This window comes from Nonomuraea longispora (assembly GCF_004348345.1).
In the GTDB taxonomy this organism is placed as follows: domain Bacteria; phylum Actinomycetota; class Actinomycetes; order Streptosporangiales; family Streptosporangiaceae; genus Nonomuraea; species Nonomuraea longispora.
Genome location: NZ_SMJZ01000068.1, coordinates 19,271 through 39,605, shown reverse-complemented (window position 1 = coordinate 39,605; position 20,335 = coordinate 19,271). Strand labels below are relative to the sequence as shown.

At 71.1% G+C, this 20,335-nt stretch carries 18 protein-coding genes; 12 read left to right on the top strand and 6 right to left on the bottom strand.

The window, feature by feature from the left end; genetic code table 11:
• From E1267_RS44445 to E1267_RS19305, 3 genes are all read left to right on the top strand, one after another.
• The coding region (locus tag E1267_RS44445; protein WP_220449572.1) for a hypothetical protein at positions 1–690 on the top strand (690 nt) is incomplete at its 5' end.
• Positions 691–824: 134 nt separating this feature from the next.
• Positions 825–1,523, top strand: coding sequence for a vWA domain-containing protein (locus tag E1267_RS19310; protein ID WP_132333971.1), 699 nt, complete (start codon positions 825–827; stop codon positions 1,521–1,523).
• 144 nt (positions 1,524–1,667) lie between these two features.
• Positions 1,668–3,074 carry a glycoside hydrolase family 16 protein gene (locus E1267_RS19305; protein ID WP_181957819.1) on the top strand — a complete coding sequence of 469 codons (1,407 nt, stop codon included), beginning with the start codon at positions 1,668–1,670 and terminating at the stop codon, positions 3,072–3,074.
• 69 nt (positions 3,075–3,143) lie between these two features.
• On the opposite strand, the gene E1267_RS19300 is transcribed toward E1267_RS19305, so the two are convergent.
• Complete coding sequence (locus tag E1267_RS19300) at positions 3,144–4,325, bottom strand: hypothetical protein (protein ID WP_132333970.1); 1,182 nt, start codon at positions 4,323–4,325, stop codon at positions 3,144–3,146.
• A 99-nt stretch (positions 4,326–4,424) separates the two neighbouring features.
• The gene (locus tag E1267_RS47660) at positions 4,425–6,737 is read right to left on the bottom strand and encodes a GH1 family beta-glucosidase (RefSeq protein WP_425465087.1); all 2,313 of its coding nucleotides are present in this window, start codon (positions 6,735–6,737) and stop codon (positions 4,425–4,427) included.
• Positions 6,738–6,868: 131 nt separating this feature from the next.
• Between E1267_RS47660 and E1267_RS19290 the strand changes: the two genes are divergently transcribed.
• The 3 genes from E1267_RS19290 (at position 6,869) to rocD (ending at position 9,489) form a co-directional block, all read left to right on the top strand.
• Positions 6,869–7,354 carry an Lrp/AsnC family transcriptional regulator gene (locus E1267_RS19290; protein WP_132333968.1) on the top strand — a complete coding sequence of 162 codons (486 nt, stop codon included), beginning with the start codon at positions 6,869–6,871 and terminating at the stop codon, positions 7,352–7,354.
• A gap of 123 nt (positions 7,355–7,477) precedes the next feature.
• On the top strand, positions 7,478–8,275 hold the full coding sequence (gene ddaH / locus E1267_RS19285) for a dimethylargininase (RefSeq protein WP_132333967.1): 798 nt from the start codon (positions 7,478–7,480) through the stop codon (positions 8,273–8,275).
• 2 nt (positions 8,276–8,277) lie between these two features.
• Positions 8,278–9,489, top strand: coding sequence for an ornithine--oxo-acid transaminase (gene rocD / locus E1267_RS19280; RefSeq protein ID WP_132333973.1), 1,212 nt, complete (start codon positions 8,278–8,280; stop codon positions 9,487–9,489).
• Positions 9,490–9,531: 42 nt separating this feature from the next.
• Here rocD and E1267_RS19275 read toward each other — a convergent pair whose 3' ends face one another.
• Positions 9,532–11,085, bottom strand: a complete 1,554-nt coding sequence (locus E1267_RS19275; protein WP_165959682.1) for an alkaline phosphatase D family protein — start codon at positions 11,083–11,085, stop codon at positions 9,532–9,534.
• A gap of 214 nt (positions 11,086–11,299) precedes the next feature.
• Between E1267_RS19275 and E1267_RS19270 the strand changes: the two genes are divergently transcribed.
• Complete coding sequence (locus E1267_RS19270) at positions 11,300–12,577, top strand: Glu/Leu/Phe/Val family dehydrogenase (protein WP_132333966.1); 1,278 nt, start codon at positions 11,300–11,302, stop codon at positions 12,575–12,577.
• A gap of 97 nt (positions 12,578–12,674) precedes the next feature.
• On the opposite strand, the gene E1267_RS19265 is transcribed toward E1267_RS19270, so the two are convergent.
• The gene (locus tag E1267_RS19265; RefSeq protein ID WP_132333965.1) at positions 12,675–13,121 is read right to left on the bottom strand and encodes a MarR family winged helix-turn-helix transcriptional regulator; all 447 of its coding nucleotides are present in this window, start codon (positions 13,119–13,121) and stop codon (positions 12,675–12,677) included.
• Between the two features lie 49 nt (positions 13,122–13,170).
• Here E1267_RS19265 and E1267_RS19260 point away from each other — a divergent pair, with 49 nt between their 5' ends.
• From E1267_RS19260 to E1267_RS19245, 4 genes are read left to right on the top strand one after another with little or no spacing between them, the layout of a single operon-like run.
• Positions 13,171–14,250, top strand: a complete 1,080-nt coding sequence (locus tag E1267_RS19260; RefSeq protein ID WP_246064008.1) for a substrate-binding domain-containing protein — start codon at positions 13,171–13,173, stop codon at positions 14,248–14,250.
• Between the two features lie 52 nt (positions 14,251–14,302).
• Positions 14,303–15,670 carry an APC family permease gene (locus tag E1267_RS19255; protein ID WP_132333963.1) on the top strand — a complete coding sequence of 456 codons (1,368 nt, stop codon included), beginning with the start codon at positions 14,303–14,305 and terminating at the stop codon, positions 15,668–15,670.
• Positions 15,667–16,674 carry an acetamidase/formamidase family protein gene (locus E1267_RS19250; protein WP_132333962.1) on the top strand — a complete coding sequence of 336 codons (1,008 nt, stop codon included), beginning with the start codon at positions 15,667–15,669 and terminating at the stop codon, positions 16,672–16,674. Before E1267_RS19255 ends, E1267_RS19250 begins: the two co-directional genes overlap by 4 nt.
• Before the next feature lie 52 nt (positions 16,675–16,726).
• Positions 16,727–17,551 carry a trypsin-like serine peptidase gene (locus E1267_RS19245; RefSeq protein ID WP_132333961.1) on the top strand — a complete coding sequence of 275 codons (825 nt, stop codon included), beginning with the start codon at positions 16,727–16,729 and terminating at the stop codon, positions 17,549–17,551.
• Positions 17,552–17,632: 81 nt separating this feature from the next.
• On the opposite strand, the gene E1267_RS19240 is transcribed toward E1267_RS19245, so the two are convergent.
• Positions 17,633–18,520 carry a Gfo/Idh/MocA family protein gene (locus E1267_RS19240; RefSeq protein ID WP_132333960.1) on the bottom strand — a complete coding sequence of 296 codons (888 nt, stop codon included), beginning with the start codon at positions 18,518–18,520 and terminating at the stop codon, positions 17,633–17,635.
• On the bottom strand, positions 18,517–19,428 hold the full coding sequence (locus E1267_RS19235) for an NAD-dependent epimerase/dehydratase family protein (RefSeq protein WP_132333959.1): 912 nt from the start codon (positions 19,426–19,428) through the stop codon (positions 18,517–18,519). Before E1267_RS19235 ends, E1267_RS19240 begins: the two co-directional genes overlap by 4 nt.
• A gap of 196 nt (positions 19,429–19,624) precedes the next feature.
• On the opposite strand from E1267_RS19235, the gene E1267_RS19230 reads away from it, so the two are divergent.
• A complete protein-coding gene (locus tag E1267_RS19230) occupies positions 19,625–20,317 on the top strand; it encodes a TetR/AcrR family transcriptional regulator (RefSeq protein ID WP_132333958.1) in 693 nt (230 codons plus the stop codon).
• The last annotated feature ends 18 nt before the right edge of the window (positions 20,318–20,335 follow it).

Here is a 20,335-nt window from a genome sequence, read left to right as displayed (position 1 = left end):
CACCCGGGCACCGCCCCCGGGGCCCCGCCCGGCGCCGCCCTCGAGAACCACCAGGGCACCGCCGAGGCCCGGCCGGACGCCGGGCCCGGCGCGGGGGCTGAGGGGGCACGATCCACGCAGCGGGATCCGTTCATCTCGATCGCCGAGGCCAGGGCGCTGCGGGCGGAGGCGCGGCGGCGGGCCCTGGTCGAGGAGGCGAACGCCGGCGTGCAGCGGGCCAGAGCCCGCATCGAGCACCTCACCCAGGAGTGGGAGAGCGCGCTGATGCAGCGCGACCACGAGGTGGAGGCGGTGCAGGCCAGGGCCGAGCAGCTCATCGCCGCGTACAAGAGCGGCGTGCTGCGGGCCCACCCCCGCAAGGAGGAGGTCCCGTCGTTGTGGAAGGGTGAGATCATCGCCATGGACGCCACGGCGGGCAACCCCACGGCGGTCTCGGGCCGGCGGGAGATCGGGCGGATCCTGCGCGAGGTGGAGAACCGCATCGAGGTGTGGCACGCCGAGGTGCTGCCCAGGGAGTTGCCCGGCCGCTCCCGCCGCCGGCTCTCACCGGGCGGACCACCCGCTGACGACGCCGGCGCGGAGGACGACCGGGGCGGGAGAGCCGGCGCGGACCCGGAGGACGGGGACGAACCACCGCGCGGGCAGCGCGACGACCCGCCTTCCCTTCGCGATCAGGAGGACGGCGCATGAGGAGGAAGGCCGCGCGGGCACGGCGACGGCTGACGGCATCCCTCACACGATCGGGAGGACGGCGGGTGGCGGAGGACAGCGGCGGGGCCCGGGCGCGGCGCGTGGCCCCGGGACGAGCCCGTACGGCGCGTCGCGTGGTCGCGGCGTTAGCGGTGCTGCCGGTGGTCGCGGCCGGCGTGACGGCGTGCGGGACGGAGGCCAGGGGGCTCTGCGGCGTGGTCGTCGACTCGACCAGCTACGCCGATCCGGCCACCTCCAGGAACGACGTCACCTCCAAGATGCCGGCGTTCGCGGAGGGGTGCGACTGGATCGGGTTCGCGGCCGTCACGGGCGGTTCGGAGAGCAGCGCCTGCCGCCAGGACCCGGTGCCCGTCGCGGCTACCCGGGCGGAGAACCCCAACGACAACCCCGTGGTCGAGGATCGGGTCAGGAAGCACCGGATCACGCAGGTGGTGCCGAGGGCGGTCGAGCTGTTCGACTGCCCGACGGAGGGCGAGGGGTCGGACGTGCTGGGGGCGCTGCGCTACGTGGCCAAGCAGCTCGCCGCGCAGCGGCAGCCGGACAAGGCGCACCGGCTCATCGTGTTCAGCGACCTGATCAGCAACCGGGGCGAGCTGGACGTCAACAAGCTGGACCTCGGCGAGGACGCCCGCCGGCAGAAGATCAAGGAGTTGCGGGACGCGCGCCTGCTGCCCGACATGAACGGGTACGCGGTGGTCGTGCACGGGTTCCTCCGGAAGAAGACGTCGAGCCCTGACCGGTTCCCGCAGCTGGAGGCGTTCTGGCAGGAGGCGTTCGAGGCTGCCGGCGCGGCCACCGTGGACCTGCTGTGAGGCGCGAACCCTCGCCGAGAGCGCTCTCTTGCCCGTTACGCGCACCTGCCCACGCAGCCGCTGTGCGGATTGTTGACACCGGGTAAGCCGTGTGTTCACATCGGTGAGAGAGCGCTCTCTCGCATCCACACCCCCCATGGAGCGATGATGACAACAGCGAACAGGCGCCGGCGCCGCCTGGCACCCGTGGCCGTGGTGCTCGTTGCACTTACCGGCCTGCTCGTCCAGATGACCGCCGGAGCCTCGGCCTCCGTGCCGCCCCCGCCGGCCGGCTGGTCCCTGGTCTGGGCCGACGACTTCGAAGGCCCGGCGAACACCCTGCCCTCATCGAACAACTGGATCATCGACACGGGCCACGCGTACCCCGGAGGACCGGCCAACTGGGGCACCGGCGAGATCCAGAACTACACCTCCAGCACCTCCAACCTCAGCCTCGACGGCTCGGGCAACCTGCGCATCACCCCGCTCCGGAGCGGCTCGGGCGAGTGGACCTCGGCCCGCATCGAGACCCGGCGCTCGGACTTCAAGCCCGCCGACGGGCGCGTCCTGCGCATCGAGGGCCGCATCCAGATGCCGAACGTGACCGGCAACGCCGCGCTCGGCTACTGGCCGGCGTTCTGGGCGCTCGGGTCGCCGTACCGGGGGAACTACTGGAACTGGCCGGGGATCGGCGAGTTCGACATCATGGAGAACGTCAACGGGCTCAACTCCGTGTGGGCCGTGCTCCACTGCGGCGTCGCCCCCGGCGGCCCCTGCGAGGAGAACAACGGCCTCGGCGCCAGCCGTGCCTGCCCCGGCGCCTCCTGCCAGTCGGCCTTCCACACCTACCGCTTCGAGTGGGACCGCAGCACCAGCCCCAACCAGCTGCGCTGGTACGTCGACGGCCAGCTGTACCACAGCCTCAGCCAGTCCCGGTTCGACGCCACGACCTGGAACAACATGACCGGCCACGCCGGCTACTTCCTGCTGCTCAACGTGGCCATGGGAGGCGCCTTCCCCAACGGCGTGGCGGGCTTCGGCACCCCGACCGGGGACACCGTGCCCGGCAGGCCGATGCTGGTGGACTACGTCGCGGTCTGGCAGAGCGGCACGGGCGGCGGCGATCCCGACCCCGACCCGAGCGACCCGCCCGGCAGTGTCGACGCCCGCTCCACCATCCAGGCCGAGCGCTACACCGCCCAGTCGGGCACCATGGTCGAGTCCACCACCGACTCGGGCGGCGGCCAGAACGTCGGCGGCCTCTCCAACGGCGACTGGCTGCGCTTCGACGGCGTCACGTTCGGCTCGCAGGCCGCCCGCCAGTTCAAGGCCAGGGTGGCGTCCGGGGCGGGCGCCGGGGTCAGCGGGCTGGTGCAGGTGCGGCTCGACAGCCCCACCGCCGCCCCCATCGGCGACTTCGCCATCGGGAACACCGGCGGATGGCAGAGCTGGCGCACCATCCCGGCCAACATCTCCGGCGTGACGGGAACGCACACGGTCTACCTGACCTTCAGCAGCGGCCAGCCGGCCGACTTCGTCAACGTCAACTGGTTCACCTTCTCCACCTCCTGACCGCCTGTCCCGGCCTCCGCCGGCGGGCCCGTACGCGCGTGAGCCCCGTGCGTACGGGCCCGTACGCGGTCAGGAGCGGGTGCGGCGCTGGAGGACGATGCGTTCGGCCCAGCTGGCGGCCTCTGGGTCCTTCAGGCCCTCCACCACTCCCCCGAGGTAGGCCGTGGCCAGGCTGTCGAAGCCGCTGTCCAGTTGCCGCAGCCGGCTCGCCCGGCGGCGCTCCGCCGCCTCGACGTAGTGGACGATGCTCTCCGCGTAGCCGGCGTCGTGCTGGTAGGCCGCCTGGGCCTCGGCGAGGACGCGGGCCTCGGCGTCACGTTTGGCCCGCAGCTCCCTGAGGCGGCGGTCGTTGGGGTTGTGCATGCGGCGGCCCAGGTCGGCGGCGATGAGGGCGGTGGCCACGAGCAGCGCCAGCAGGAGGACCATGGTGGGCAGCTGGCCGACGCCCTCGGAGGTGGGGCCGATCTCCTGCCCGTCCACGACCAGGGGCCGGACCAGGGCGTCCCGGCGCAGCACGGCCACGGCGACGATGAGGCCGAGCCAGACCGTCGCCACGCCGATCAGCAGCCAGCGCCCCTGGGACGAGCTGCCGTGCTCCTGCCAGGAGCGGAACGCGCGACCGTACATGTGCGGCGCCACCAGCATGATGAGGGCGGCGCCCGCGGCGAGGAGCGCGGTCATCGCGACGCTGTCGCCCCAGCTGAGGATCACCTGGTAGAGGATGGGCACCTCGACGACCAGCAGGAGCAACAGGAGGAGCGCGGCGGGCAGCCAGCGGCGGACGACCGGCCAGCGGCTGCCGGAGACGGCGATCGAGCTGGGGCGTCCGTCGCCGGGACGCCTGCTGGGTTGTTCGAGCTCGGTGACGCGCTGCCTGCTGTCGTCGAGGGCCTTGCGCGCCTCCCCGAACGCGCGCTGCGACTCCGCCAGGCGGATCTTCTGCGCTTCCAGCTCGGCGCGGGCCCGCTGGATCTCCCGTTCCGTGCGCTCGTCGATCCTGGCCAGCTCTTCCAGGCGTTCGTCCTCCAGCTCGTGGAAGCGGGGCACGCTGCCGGTCTGGAGCGTGAGCGTGTCGAACTGGCCGCCTTCGGCGTGGGCGCGGCCCAGCGCGCGTTCCTCGCCGCGGCGCCGCGCCCACTCGGGCAGGCGGTAGAGGTCGCCGTCGTACGCGGCCGCGGGCGCGGGCGCGACTCGGGTGACCTCGCCGTCGGGCTCGGCGGATGCTTCCTGCTTGCGGCGGACGAAGCGCATCTGGCCTCCCTGCGGGGTCCTGCCCTCGATGCTAAGTCGCCGGGCCGCGGATCGACGGCTGGAGCCCGTACGGGAAATCCGGGTGCGGCCGGGCGGCCGTCAGGTGGAGTCCCTGACCACGAGCCGGGCCGGCAGCACGACGGATGTGGCGTGGCCGCCGTCCAGGCGCGACATCAGCAGCCGGGCGAGAGCCAGCGCCTGCTCGGCGACGGGGACGCGCACGGTGGTGAGCGGCGGGGTGGTGGCGGAGGCGGCGTCGATGTCGTCGAAGCCCACGATCGCCAGGTCGTCCGGCACCCGCCGCCCGGCCTTCCGCGCGGCCCGCAACGCCCCGATGGCGAGCTGGTCGCCGGCCGCGAAGATCGCGTCGAGTGACGGGTTGTCCTCGATGAGCCGGCGTGCGGCCGCCGCGCCGGACGCGCGGGTGTAGCCGTCGGCCGGGGTCAGAAGCGGTCTCAGGCCGGCGCGGTGCAGGGCCGCGCGGTGGCCGGCCAGGCGGTCCTGGATGGAGATGAGGTCCATGGGGCCGCAGACCATGCCGATGTGTCGGCGCCCGCGTGCGACGAGGTGCTCGGTGGCGGCCGCCGCTCCCCCGGCGTTGTCGACGTCCACGTACGGCACCAGGGAGGCGACCGCGGGTTTGCCGAGCAGCACGATCGGCACGCCGGTCCGCGAGAGCCGCTCGGCCAGGGTGTCGCCTCGGTCGGGCGGCAGCAGCACGACGCCGTCCGACAGCCGCCCCTCGACGTGGGAGACGATGCGGCGGTGGCTCTCCGCGGTGTCGGCCAGCATGAGCGTGATCTGTTTGCCCGCGCCCTCCAGCATGCTGGTGACGTACTGGACGACGGCCGCGGTCAGCGGATCGCCGCCCTGCCGGGGCACCGACAGGACGAGGGCGACCGTGTTGGTGCGCCGGGTGACGAGGCTGCGGGCGGCCGCGTTGGGCACGTAGCCGAGCTCTCTGACGGCCCGCATCACCGTCGCGCGGACCTCGGGGCTGACGGAGGTCTCGCCGTTGACGACGCGCGAGACGGTGGCCCTGGAGACGTGGGCGCGGGCGGCCACGGTCTCCAGCGTGGGCCGTCTGGCGCGGGTCCCTGGCAGGCCGTTGCGCGCGATGACGTCGCGATACCACCGGGCGCTGTCCTTCGGCCGGCGTCGCTGGGTGGCGAAGTCCACGTGCACGAGTCCGAACTTGCGCTGGTAGCCATCGGTCCATTCGAGGTTGTCGAGCAGCGTCCAGACGAAATATCCGCGGACGTTGGCGCCGTCGTCGATCGCAGTTTTCAGAGCGCGCAGGTGTTCCTCGATGAAACCGATTCTCTCGAGGTCGTGAATGCCGTCGCCGGTCGCCACGTCGACGAAGTCGGCGCCGTTCTCGGTGATCAACAGCTCGGTCCGCGGATATTCCCGGGAAAGGCGCCCGAGCAGCTGGGAAAGGCAACCGGGCACGATGGGCCAGCCCATTGCGGTGACCGCCGTGGGCACCGTGCAGAAAAGCACACCCTCGCTTCCCGGGAAAGCAGGGTCCGCGGGTTCGCTGGGCTGCGCCTGCACCACCAGCGGCGCATAGTAGTTGACGCCGAGCAGGTCGACGGGCTGGGCGATGACGTCGAGGTCGCCGTCGCGGACGTGACCGAGCCCCGCGTGCCGCTCGATGAGCGGGACCAGGTCGGCGGGGTAGGCGCCGCGCAACATCGGGTCGAGGAACTGCCGGTTCACCAGGGCGTCGATCCTGGTCACGGCCTCGGTGTCCTCCTCGGTCAGCTCCCTGCCGAAGTCGCTCACCTGGGCGGGCGTGAGCACGGGCGAGATGTTGAGCGCGGCGCCCACCTCGGAGGCCCCGGCGGCGCGCAGCGCCTGGACGCCCAGCCCGTGGGCGAGCAGCATGTGGTGCGCACTCATGAAGGCGTCGGCCGTCGACGTCCTGCCGGGCGCGTGAATGCCCGAGCCGTACCCGAGGAAGGACGCCACCCACGGTTCGTTCACCGTGAACCACGTGCCGACCCGGTCGCCGAGCCGTTCGTGCACGACCGTGGCGTAATCCGCGAAATGGTGTGCCGTGTCGCGAACCGGCCAGCCGCCCCCATCTTCCAGCGCCTGCGGCAGGTCCCAGTGGTAAAGGGTGGCATAGGGCGTGATGCCCGCGGCCATCAACTCGTCGACCAGCCGGTCGTAGAAGTCGAGCCCCGCCGCGTTCGCCTTTCCGCGGCCGTCGGGAATCACCCTGGCCCAGCTCACCGAGAACCGGTAGGCGGCTATTCCGAGGTCTTTCATCAACCGCACGTCCTCGGCATGGCGGTGATAGTGGTCGCAGGCCTCGGCGCGGTCGGCGGAGAAGCCGTCCCAGATGGACGGGCCGCGGCCGCCGGCGGTCGTGGCCCCCTCGATCTGGAAAGCGGAAGTCGACACCCCCCAGACGAAACCCTCGGGGAAACTCGCTGCGCTCATCGTGGTGAAAACCCTCCGGACAATGTACGAGCGCCCAGTCTCCCGCGCGCCGCGCGTCGCGCGCCAGCCTGGCCAGGCTGTATACAGAGCGCGTGGAACTGGACCGGCTCGATCGTGACATCATCGCGGCGCTCGTCGACGACGCCCGTGCGACGTACGCGGACATCGGCGCCCAGGTGGGGCTGAGCGCGTCGGCGGTCAAGCGACGGGTCGACCGGTTGCGGGCGACGGGGGCGATCACCGGGTTCAGCGCCCGGGTGGCGCCCCAGGCGCTGGGCTGGACGACCGAGGCCTACGTGGAGCTGTTCTGCCAGGGCAAGACCAAGCCGTCGGACATCGCTCTGGCCGTGGCCAGGTTCCCCGAGGTGGTGGGCGCGGCCACGATCACGGGCGAGGCCGACGCGCTGCTGCACATCAGGGCGACGGACGTGCGCCACGTGGAGCGGGTGATCGAGCGCATCGCGGCGGAGACGTTCGTGGTGCGGACCAAGAGCGTCATCGTGCTCTCCAGGCTGGTCGACGCACCACCCGGCACCACTGTGCCGGAACCGCGCAACGGAACACGCACAGACGCCTGAAAGTCGCAACAGACCTGCGCGAATACGCAATGTCGGAGTCTTGGCCGCCACCGGCAGCGGTTCCTAGGCTGGCTGCGTCACCCCGGGAGGGGTTTTCCCTGGTCAACGATGATGGAGCGCTGCATGCCCAAACACTTCCTCATGTGTCGCCCTGAGTTCTTCGCCGTCGAATACAGCATCAATCCGTGGATGCGCCCAGAGGCGGGCGCGTCCCGCGACGTCGCGGTGCTGCAGTGGGAAGGGCTCAAGGCCGCGTACGAGGAACTCGGCCATCGCGTCAGCCTGATCGACCCGATCGACGGGCTGCCCGACATGGTGTTCGCCGCCAACGGCGCGCTGGTCGTCGACGGGCGCGTCTACGGCGCCAGGTTCGCCTACCCGCAGCGCGGCCCCGAGGGCCCCGCCTACCTGCGCTGGTTCGCCGCGCGCGGATACCCGGTGCACGAGCCCCGTCACGTCAACGAGGGCGAGGGCGACTTCCTCGCGCTCGACGAGGTCGTGCTCGCCGGCACGGGCTTCCGCACCGACGTGCGCGCCCACCAGGAGTCGCAGGAGGTCCTGGGCCGCCCGGTGATCTCGCTGACGCTGGTCGACCCGCGCTTCTACCACCTGGACACGGCGCTGTTCCCGCTGGACGGCAGGAACGTGGCCTACTACCCGCAGGCCTTCTCGCTGGGCAGCCAGGAGGTGCTGCGCCGCATGTTCCCCGACGCGGTCCTGGCGACCGCCGAGGACGCCGAGGTGCTCGGCCTGAACGCGGTCAGCGACGGCACCCACGTGGTGATGAACGCCGAGGCCTCCACCCTGCAGTTGGAGATCAAGCGCCGGGGGTACGAGGTGATCCCGGTCGACCTGTCGGAGTTGCGCAAGGCGGGCGGGGGTCCCAAGTGCTGCACACTGGAGATCAGGGGGAACAAGTGACCATGACCAGCGCGGAGCTGATCGAGATCAGCGAGAGCCGCAGCGCGCACAACTACCATCCACTGCCCGTGGTGATCCACGAGGCGCACGGGGCGTGGGTCACCGACGTCGAGGGGAAACGTTATCTGGACTGCCTGTCCGGTTATTCCTCGCTCAACTTCGGCCACGGCCATCCGAAGATCATTGAGGCGGCGCGGGACCAGCTCGAACGGCTGACCCTGACCAGCCGCGCGTTCTACCACGACCAGTTCGCGCGGTTCTGCGCCGGGCTCGGCGACCTCACGGGCAAGGACATGATCCTGCCCATGAACACCGGCGCCGAGGCGGTCGAGACCGCCATCAAGGTGGCGCGCAAGTGGGGCTACCAGGTCAAGGGCGTCGAGCCCGACCAGGCCAACATCATCGTGATGGAGAACAACTTCCACGGCCGCACCACCACGATCATCAGCTTCTCCACCGACCCGGACGCGCACGACGACTTCGGCCCCTACACACCGGGCTTCAGAATCGTGCCGTACGGCTCGGCCGAGGCGGTCAGGCAGGCCGTCGACGCCGACACGGTCGCCGTGCTGGTCGAGCCCATCCAGGGCGAGGCCGGGGTGCTGGTGCCGCCGGAAGGCTACCTGACCGAGCTCAGGCGGTTGTGCTCGGACGGCGGGATCCTCATGATCGCCGACGAGATCCAGTCGGGTCTGGGACGCACCGGGCAGACGTTCGCGTGCGACGTCGAGGGGGTCGTGCCCGACATCTACGTCCTGGGTAAGGCCCTCGGCGGCGGCGTCGTACCGGTTTCGGCCATCGCGGCCGACCGCGACGTGCTCGGCGTCATCCACCCCGGCCAGCACGGCTCCACGTTCGGCGGCAACCCGCTGGCGTGCGCGGTCGGCATCGCGGTCGTCGAGCTGCTGAACACCGGCGAGTTCCAGGCCAGGGCCGCCAAGCTCGGCGAGAGCCTGCACAGCCGGCTGCGCGGGCTGCTCGGCAGGGGCGTCACCGAGATCCGCGGGCGGGGCCTGTGGGCGGGCGTGGACATCGACCCGTCGCTGGCCACCGGGCGCGAGGTGTCGAAGGCGCTGCTGAAGCGGGGCGTGCTGGTCAAGGACACGCACGGCTCCACGATCCGGCTGGCCCCGCCGATCGTCGTCTCCGAGGACGACCTGATCTGGGCGATCGACCAGCTCGCCGACGCGATTCACGCCATGAAGGAGCAGTAGGAAGGCATGGCGTCAGCCCCAGGAGCGGTGACGATCTTCCTCTCAGCCCACGCGTACGGACTCGATCGGCTGCATGACGTCGTTGCGCGACTCGTACCAGGTGAGCGTGCCGGGGAGGGTCAGCGTGGCCAGCGCGTTCTGGAACCAGGGGCCCTTGATGATCTTCCAGCGGAACGGCGGCCGCGGGATGCCCGCCGAACGCGCCAGCAGGCCGCCCACCAGCGTGGCCAGGCCGAACTGGGTGACCACGTTGGCCCAGCGCAGTAGCCGGCTGAGCGGGTTACGGATGGGCGAGCACACGACCTGGTAGATCGGTCCCGAGTCGGCCTTGGCCAGGTAGGAGTAGTGCACGTCGCCGGAGAGGATCAGCACGGGCTTGCCGAGCTCGACCAGCATCCCGGCCAGGTCGTCGAACGAGCGCCGGAACGCCGCCCAGTGCTCCAGGTCGAAGGCCTGCCGGAGCGCCTCGGAGCACCTGGCGGCGAGGCGGCCCCACGTGCCGTCGCACAGGGCCTCGTTCCAGTTCTGCACCCCGTGGACACCCTCGGGCAGCAGGAACGGGATCGACGAGCCGATGATCAGGCGCTCGGCCGGGCGGGTGACCTGCTCCTCCAGCCAGGCCCACTCTTCGGGGTCGAGCATGCGGCGGTCGCCCGGGGTGAGCTGCCTGGCGCACCGCGTGTCGACCATGATCAGGCGGGTGTCGCCGAGGTCGCGGGCGTAGCTCCAGCGGTTGCTGCTCGGCTCGGTGTCGGCCTTGTCGGCGAACGCGTCGAGCGCGTCCCCGGCGTCGCCCTCGCCGCTCAGCAGCTTCTGCAGGAGCGGATCCTCGGCGCGCTCGGCCGGCGAAAGATTGCCGAGATGCTGGTAGACGTAGTACGCCCCGAGCCCGGCGACCACCCTGCGGCGCCACCATGGTGTCCCGGCCATCTGCTCCCGCCAGGTTTTCGAGGTGTTCCAGTCGTCGCGCACGTCATGGTCGTCGAAGATCATCGCAGTCGGCACGGTGGACAGCACCCAGCGGATGTCGGGGTGGGTCCACGCCTGGCGGTAGAGCTCGGCGTATTCCTCGAAGTCGGCGATCTCGCCCTGCGGCTCGGTGTCCCTCCGCGCCCTGATGTAGGCCAGGATCTCGGGTGACGGGCCGTCGGCGTAGACCTGGTCGCCGAGGAACAGCAGCAGGTCCGGCCACTCCTCGTCGCCGGCCTGCGCGAGATGGGTGCCGAGCTCGCCCAGCATGTCGTAGCCGTGCGTGATCACGTGCGGGGCGTCGTGCGGCACGCTGGTGCGGCACGAGCCGAACATCAGCCTGCGCATTCCCTCCGCGGGCAGCAACCGGATCCGGCTGGGCGGGTGACTCTCCAGGGGCCATACGGCCTCCCCGTCGAGTGTGACGGAATAGGACCCGATATCCTGGGTGAGTCCAACGAGATCCACGATCGCGTAGTGGTGTCCGTGCACGGTGAAGGTAGGCGACCGGTAAGCCCTGCCGTCCGCTTCGACGGTGACCGTGCAAGGGTCGGCGGTCTCCACCCAGATCGAAGCGCTGTCACGATCGACATAACGCAGCATCGGCCCCACCACGAGTGCGGGCATTCCACTCCTCAGATCGACGATTCGGCACACATCCGCACGCAAGCCTGCCAGAGTGGCGACGCTCGTGACACCTCTGATCACCGGCTGGGATTTCTCCAACACCTAGGCAAGATCAAACCCCCGCCATAGGATGATCGTAACAAGATCGCCCAAAAAGGAAGGCAAAGGCGCCTTCCCTACATAAAGGGCGTAAATACCAGGAGGAAACTCTTCGATGAGCATCATGGTGCCGTCAACGACGCCGGCCCTGATCACACCGGGGCGTCAAGCACTCGACTCCGCTCTCCACCAACTCGACCAGGCCGCCGAGCATCTCGGGCTCGACGACGGGCTCCGTACGATGCTGGCGACGCCCCGCCGCTCCCTGACCGTCTCGGTCCCGGTGCGGCGCGAGGACGGACGTCTCGACGTCGTCCAGGGCTACCGGGTCCAGCACAACGTCTCACGCGGCCCCGCCAAGGGCGGGCTCCGGTTTCATCCCGGCACCGACATCCACGAGGTCACCGCGCTCGCGATGTGGATGACGTGGAAGTGCGCACTGGTCGGCATCCCGTACGGCGGCGCCAAAGGCGGCGTGGCCGTGGACCCGTCCGGGCTCACCACCCGCGAGCTGGAACGGCTGACCCGCCGCTACGTCAACGAGATCCTGCCGCTGATCGGCCCGGAGAAGGACATCCCCGCGCCCGACGTCGGCACCGACGAGCAGACCATGGCGTGGGTCATGGACACCTACAGCGTCAACGCCGGCTACTCCGTGCCCGGTGTGGTCACCGGCAAGCCGATGACGCTGGGCGGCTCGCTCGGTCGCGCGAGCGCGACCTCGCGCGGCGTGCAGATCGCGGCGCTGGCCGCGCTGGGCGGCTCGCCCGAGGGCGTGACCGTGGCCGTGCAGGGCTTCGGCAAGGTGGGTGCGCTCGCCGCCCAATACCTGTCCGACGCCGGCTGCAAGGTCGTGGCCGTCTCCGACGTCACGGGCGCCGTCCACGCGAGCGGCGGCCTCGACATCGCCCGGCTGCGCGCCTGGGTCGCCGAGGCCGGCGGCGTGCACGGCTACCGCCATGCCGACGCGCTGGCCCGCGACGACCTGCTCGAACTGGACGTCGACCTGCTGGTCCCGGCCGCGCTGGAAGGCGCGATCACCGAGGCCAACGCGCCCAGAATCCGGGCCAGGCTGATCGTCGAGGGCGCCAACGGCCCGACCACGCCGCAGGCCGACGAGATCCTCGCCGCCTCCGGCACCATGGTCGTGCCCGACATCCTGGCCAACGCGGGCGGGGTGATCGTGTCGTACCTGGAATGGGTGCAGAACATGCAGGCCTACTCCTGGAGCTCCAGCGAGGTCGAGCTGAAACTGCGCGACCTCATGCAGGGCGCCTACTCCGAGGTGAAGTCGCTGGCCGCCGAGCGCGGGCTGACGCTCAGGCAGGCGGCGCACGTCATCGGCGTGGGCCGAGTGGCCGACGCGCACCAGATGCGCGGCCTCTACCCGTAACGTCCAGCGAGTTCAGACCAGCGGTGGTCAAGGACGACCGCCGGCCCGAACGACCGGGGCCCGCCGTCCGGGGCGGGCCCCGGCGCTCTTCTTGGACTTATTTCCGCAGCTCGGCGTAGTCGAGCGCGGCCACCAGGCCCTCCAGATCGCGCATGAGCCGCTCGGTGCGCTCGGCGCCGAACGCGACCGCGACGAGCCCGTGGTGCTCGGCCACCGCTCCGTCCACCCGCGCGAGCAGCTCCGCGCCCCGGTCCGAGACGAACACCGCCACCCGCCGCCGGTCGCCCTTCGACGGCCCGCGGTAGACCAGCGCCCGCTCGATCAGCCGGTCGATCGCCTTGGTCAGGGTCGGATGGGGCATGAGCACGGCCGCGGCCAGCTCGCCCATCGAGTCGCCCCGCCCGTCGGCCAGCGCGCGCATGATGCGCCACTGCTCGACGGTGACGTCCTCGCCCGCCAGCCCGGCCGCCAGCCCTCGGTTGACGCTGCGCTCCGCGCGGCTCAGCAGATAGGCGAGCGAGGACCCGAGGCCTGAGGAGGTCATGGGAGGAGGTCCTTTCGTCGGAGAGCTTGAAGGGAGGATACTCGTCGGCGTGGCGGCGACCGTCGATCCTCTCGAAGCGCGGCTCCTCCCGTCGGGTGCGATCAGGATCGGCCTGGTCGTGCCCGTGTCCGGGGTGCTCGGCCTGATGGGGCCCTGCGCGATCAACTGCGCCGTGCTGGCGGCGGAGGAGCTCAACGCCGCGGGGGGCCTGCTGGGCAGGCCGGTCGAGCTGGTCCTCGTCGACGGCGGACGGCCCGCGCGGCAGGTGGCGGCCGAGGTGTCCGAGCTGGTCAGGACGGGCACGGTGAAGGCCGTCACGGGCGCCCACGCCAGTGACGTGCGGGTCGAGGTGGTGGCCGCGATCGCCGGGCGGGTGCCGTTCGTCTACGGGCCTCCGTACGAAGGCGGGGGGCACGCGCCGGGCGTCTACTTCCTCGGCGAGACCCCCGACCGGCAACTCGCGCCGGGCATCGAGTGGCTGGTCGGCACCCGACGGGCGCGACGGTGGTTCCTGCTGGGCAACGACTACATCTGGCCGCGCCTGGTGCACGCGAACGCCCGGCCGCTGCTGCGCGCGCTCGGCGCCACCGTGGTGGGTGAGAGCCTCGTCCCGTACGGCGACGCGGTGCGGCGGCTCGACCGGGTGGCGGACGCCCGTCCCGACGCCGTCCTGCTGACGCTGATCGGCAGCGACCTCATGGACTTCAACCGCGCGTACGCGGCCGGCGGGCTCGGCGCGACCCGGCTCTGCGGCGCGCTGGAGGAGCACGGCCTGCTGGGCATCGGCGGTGACGTCACCGGCGGGCTGTACGCGTCGATGGGCTACTTCCGCGACCTGCCGACCGAGGCGAGCCTCGCCTTCGCGCAGCGGTACGCGGCCCGCTTCGGCCCCGACGCCCCCATGCTGAACGCCCACGGCCACGGCTGCTACGAGGCTGTCGCGATGCTGGCCGCGCTGTGCGGGCGGGCGGGTTCGCTGGCCGTGCCCGCGCTCGACGCGGTGGCCGACGGCGCCACCATCACCAGCGCACGCGGGACGCTCACACTGCTGGGACGGCAGGTGCACCATCCCGTTCAGCTCGGCAGGGCGGACGGCCTGAATTTCTTTCTAGAGAAACCTTTTCACTAGAAAGCTTTGGATCTAAGGTGCGAGACGCCCCCGACGCACAAGGAGCCGTCCCATGAGCACGATCGAGCAGTTCGGCTACCGCCAGGAGCTCCAGCGCTCGCTGGGCTTCACCGACCTGATGATCTACGGCCTGATCTTCATGGTGCCGATCGCACCGTTCGGGATCTTCGGCAACGTCTTCTCCGTCTCCCACGGCATGGTGGCGCTGGCGTACGTGATCGGGTTGGTGGCGATGGCCTTCACGGCGCTGTCGTACGCGCAGATGGCCAAGGCGTTCCCGATGGCCGGGTCCGTCTACACGTACGCGGGCCGCGGCATCGCCGCCCCCGTCGGGTTCATGGCCGGCTGGGCCATCCTGCTCGACTACGTGCTCGTGCCGTCGCTGCTCTATCTGGTGGCCAGCGTCGCCATGAACTCGTTCGTGCCCTTGATTCCCGTCTGGGCGTGGCTGGCGGCGTTCGTGGTGCTCAACACCGTCGTCAACTACCTCGGTATCCAGATGACGGCCAGGATCACCCGGATCATGCTGGCGGCCGAGCTGGTCGTACTGGCGATCTTCCTGGTGGTCGCCGGCGTCGCGCTGGCGCAGGGCAAGGCGCAGACCGGCGCGCTCACGCCGATCTTCGACTCGTCCGGGTTCACGTTCAGCGTGGTGTTCGCCGCCGCGTCGGTGGCCGTGCTGTCGTTCCTCGGCTTCGACGGCATCTCCACGCTGGCCGAGGAGAACCGGGAGGACGCCCGCAGGCTCGGCAGGTCCATGCTGGCCGCACTCGGCCTGGCAGCCGTGCTGTTCGTCACGCAGACCTGGGTCGCGGCCCTCCTCACCCCCGGCCGCGACGCCCTGATCGCCGACGGCGACCCGGCGGGCAACGCCTTCTACGACACGGCCGCGTACGCCGGCGGGCCGTGGCTGGCGGTGCTCACCGCCGTGGCGACCGCCGTCGCCTGGGGCTTCGCCAACTCGCTGGTCGCGCAGGCCGCCACGTCGCGGCTGCTGTTCGCGATGGCCCGCGACCGGCAACTGCCCGCCTTCCTGTCGCGGGTGAACGCGAAGCACAAGGTGCCGGTCAACGCGACCCTCGCGGTGGCCGCCGTCTCGCTGGTCCTCGGCGTCTTCATGAGCACCAGGGCGAACGGCGTCGGCGAGCTGGCCTCGCTGGTGAACTTCGGCGCCATGTCCGCTTTCCTGGTGCTGCACGTCTCCGTCGTCGTGCACTACACGGTCAAGCAGCGCAGCACCAACTGGTGGGCCCACCTCGTCGCCCCGGTCATCGGCTTCGCCGTCCTCGTGGCCGTCGTGTACAACCAGAACGTCGCGGCCCAGTGGGTCGGCGGCGTGTGGCTCGCCATCGGCCTGGCCATTCTGGGCATCACCTACCTGATCGGCCGTAAGCCCACACTTCCCACGGAGGTCTCGTGAACGTCGTCTCCTACCACCCAGCGCCGGAGGACCTGAGCTACACCTTCGGCGGGCGCGCCGCCGTCGGCAAGGTGCGGCCGGGCACGATCGTGGAGCTCTACACCGAAGACTGCTTCGGCGGCCTCGTCCGGCACGTTGACGACCTGCCGTCCCAGGTGTGCGAGTTCCCCTACCTCAACCCCGTGACCGGCCCCTTCCATGTGGAGGGCGCCGAGCCGGGCGACACGCTGGCCCTGCACTTCATCGCCATCACCCCGGCCAGGGACTGGGCGGTCTCCACGACGTTCCCCCACTTCGGCGCGCTGACCGGCACCCACACCACGGCGATGCTCCAGCCGCCGCTGGAGGAACGGGTCTGGCGCTACGACATCGACCTCGCCAAGGGCGTGGCCGTCTACCACGCCCGCAACAGCGACTTCAGCGTCGAGCTGCCGCTCGACCCGATGCACGGCACCGTGGGCGTGGCCCCGGCCGCGAACGAGGCCCGCATGACGATCACGCCCGACGCGCACGGCGGAAACATGGACACCCCCGAGCTGCGCGCCGGCGTCACCGTCTACCTGGGGGTCAACGTCGAGGGAGGGATGTTCTCGATCGGCGACGGCCACGGGCTGCAGGGCCACGGCGAGGTCTGCGGCACCGCGGTCGAGGCGGCCATGAACACGGTCGTCGCGGTCGATCTGATCAAGGGAGTCGCCACGCCGTGGCCCCGGATGGAGGACGACCTGCACCTGATGTCCACCGGGTCGGCCAGGCCCCTGGAGGACGCGTACCGGATCAGCCAGCACGACCTGGTCACGTGGACGTCGGAGCTGACCGGGCTGGACACGCTCGACGCCTACCAGCTCGTCAGCCAGGCCGGGCAGGCGCCGGTCGGCAACGTGTGCGACACCAACTACACGATGGTCGCCAAGCTGCCCAAGGCGTACACGGGTGGCGCGGCGGTCTACGACTCCGCGCACGCCCGCCTGCGCGCTCTCGCCGCCCAGTACACGACTTGGTAAAGAGGAATGTCGCAGGTCAGAGGTCTGATCATCTTCGCCTTAGGCTGGCCGGGTGCTCAGGTTGGTGTTGTCCCTCGCCCTGATCGACCCGACCGCCGTCACCGAGGTGTCCCAGCGCAACGTGCCCTCCGCCCGTGTCCTGACGCCTGACGGGGACCGCCTCGGCTACGCGCCGGTCGCGCGCCCCTACGCGGGGGCGCGGCGCCTCACCGGGGTGCTGCTCGGTCACGACCCCGTCTCCCGGCGGGACGTGTTGTGCGGCGGCACGGTGATCGGCTCGCGCAGCCGCAGCCTCGTGCTGACGGCCGCGCACTGCCTCTACAACCACGGCCGGTCGCTCGAGAACCTGGCCTTCCTGCCCGGCTACGACGGCGGGCGGCCGGGGCTCGGCGTCTGGCCCGCCGTGCGCACGTGGGTGCCGGCGAGGTGGCGCAACCGGCCGTACTCGCCGGGGCTGCTGCCGTACGACATCGGGCTGGTGGGGGTCGGGCGCGGCAAGCGCCCGCTGGAGGCCGTGACCGGCCGGGGGCTGCCGGCGATGACCACGGCCAAGGGCGCCACGTTGGAGGGCCTGGAGTTGCTGGGCTACCCGGCGGGCAAGGGGTATCCGGGCACCCGGCTGTACCGGTGTGTGGGTGACGCGTCGGAGGCGGTCTTCGAGGGGCCGGGGCTGATGGTCACCCGCAACTGCCACGCCGCCGCCGGCGGCAGCGGCGGGCCCGCGATGTACGGCGGCTCCGTGGCGGGGGTCGTGTCGTCGTCCAGCCCGCTGAGCGACTCGAAGGGGTACACCGTGCTCGCCCGGCTCGGTGAAAAGCCGTTCAAGCGCATGTTCGCCAGGGCCGACCGGACGATGCGGCTCAGGCAGCGCGGCTGAGCCGTCCGGACGCGGCTCGGGCACGCGCGACGGGGCCGCCCGTCGCGGGCCGGGCGGCGTCCGGCGGGCACTGCCCAGAGGTCAGGCGGCGTGCTCGGCGATCTGCTCGCAGAGCGCGTGGGTGGCCAGGGCGTCGCCGGCGTCGATCACCCGGCCCTCGCGTACGGCGGCGAGGAACTCCAGGCAGATCTGCTCGATGCCGCGCTGCCTGGCCACCGGCACCCAGTCGGGCCGCCTGACGAGGCTCTCGCCGCCCTTGTACTCGATGACGTCGCCGAGGTTGACCACGCGCCGCTTGGCGCCGTCGCCCATGGCCTCGCAGGACTCCTCGGAGGCCCCGCCGACCCGGTTCATGACGCCGATGGCGGTGAAACCGTCGCCGGACAGCTCCAGGACGATGTGCTCGATCAGGCGGTCGCGGACGCGGGTCCTGATCGTGGTGTCGGTGACCGGGCCGGGCGCGAGGAATCTGAGGGTGTCCGCCACGTGGATGAAGTCATCGAATATCACCCGTCGGGGCGCGTCGGGGTGATTAGCGCGATTTTTCTCCATGAGGAGGAGATGGCGTGGATGAGAGGCAAGTCCGACATATCCGGGCGCGTGCCGGCGGTTGAACCCCACCATCAGAGACCGGCCCTCGGACCTGGCCAGCCGCACGAGCCGCTCGGACTCGGCGAGGGTGTAGGCGATCGGCTTGTCGACGTAGACGTGCACACCCGCCCTGAGCAGCGGCTCGACGATCTCGGGGTGGGCGTTGGTCGCGGCGTGCACGAACGCCGCCTCGACGCCGGCCTTGATCACTTCGTCCACGCTCGACGACCGGGCGGCGATCCGGTAGGTGTCGCCGAGCCGGTCCAGCCGGGCCGTGTTGCGCGTACAGAGGTGCAGGTCGAGGGCGGGCTGGGCGGCGAGCACCGGAAGGTAGGCCTTCTCCGCGATGTCGCCCAGGCCGATCAGGGCTGTCTTCACGCGTCGAGCGTAGCCTTGAGCGCGTCCTCGATCGGGGTGGGCGCCACGCCGAACGTACGCTGGAACGCCGAGGAGTCGAGCACGTACGGCGCGACGAACTGGTAGCGCGTGTGCTTCAGCTCGCCGAGGAAGGGCGAGAACACCCCCACCGCCCGCAGCAGCGGCCAGGGCAGCTGCCTCATCCGGGGGGCGGGCCGCCCCAGCAGCACGGCCATCTTCTCCCCCAGCTGGCGGAAGGTCAGCGGCGCGCCGGTGGGCACGTGCCACGGCCTGCCCCAGGCCCGCTCGTCCCCGCCCGCCGTGATCAGCGCGTCGGCCACGTCCGGCAGGTACGTCCAGCTGTGCGGCATGTCGGCCGGCCAGACGAGCGGGACGGTCTTGCCCGCCCTGAGCGGCCCGATGAAGCGTTCGCCCAGGTAGGACTGGTCGGTCGCGCCCGGCCCGAAGTAGTCGGAGCCGCGCACCTCGGTCACCCTGATCCGGCCGGCCTCGTGCGCGGCCAGCGCGTCGGTCCACATCTTCGCGCGTACTCGCATCTTGGGGGTGGTGGAGGCGAGCGGCAGGTCCTCCGTCATCGGCACGGAGACCGGCCCGTACGGGTAGAGGTTGCCGAGGATCACCAGCACGGCGCCGCTCGACTCGGCGGCGGCCAGGAATGACGCGGCCATCGGCGGCCAGTCGGTGAGCCAGCGGTGGTACTGAGGGTTGACGCAGTTGTAGAGAACGTCGGCGCCCTTGGCGAGCTCGGTGAGCCTGGCCTGGTCGGCGACGTCGGCGGCCACCTTGACCGCCCCGTCGGGACCGCGGCCCGAGCGGGTGACGACGACGACCTCGTGGCCCTGCGCGACGAGCTTGGCGGCCAGATGCGTGCCGACCTGGCCGGAGCCCACGACGACGTGCTTACCCATGTGCAGACCTGCTTCCAGACGATGCGGAGAACCGCGTTGACGAAGAGCGCGGCGAAGGCGGCCGCGGAGGTGGCCGGCCCGGCTCGGGGCTCCAGTGACCACCCGTTCCTTACGAGAGCGATGCTCTCTCAAAAGAGCGATGGCCGTCAAGAGCAGTGCTCTCGTTTTTTCGCACCGCTCTGATAATCTGTGGAGCATGACTGCCAGCCGTACCGCAAGAGAACGTGTCAGGGCCGAGCTCACCAGGGAGATCACCGACATCGCGCGGCGCCAGCTCGCCACGGAGGGAGCGGGCGGCCTGTCGCTGCGGGCCGTCGCACGGGAGATGGGCATGGTCTCCTCGGCCATCTACCGCTACTTCCCGAGCCGCGACGACCTGCTCACCGCGCTGATCGTCGACGGTTACAACGCCCTGGGCGAGGCCGTGGAACAGGCCGGGTCCGCCTGCCCCCGCGACGACTTCCCCGGACGGTGGCTGGCCGCCTGCCACGCGGTGCGCGAGTGGGCCGTCGCACACCCGCACGAATACGCCCTGATCTACGGCTCCCCCGTACCCGGCTACCAGGCGCCCCAGGACACCATCGCGGCCAGGGTGCGCGACGTCGCCGTGTACGGCCGGATCATCTCCGACGCCTGGGAGGCCGGCGCGATCACCCCGCCCGCGGACCACGCCCCCGAGGAGCTCGAACGCGACGCCGGCTCGTTCCGCGAGCTCATGCCGGGCGTGCCCGACGCGGTGATCTGGCGAGCCGTCTCGGCGTGGACCGCGCTGTACGGGTGGGTCGGCTTCGAGGTGTTCGGCCAGTTCAACAACGTGATCGAGAACCACAGGACGGCGTTCGAGCACGCGATGCGACTCGCGGCGGACACGATCGGGATTGCTCAGTAAGACTTACTAAGTTTTACT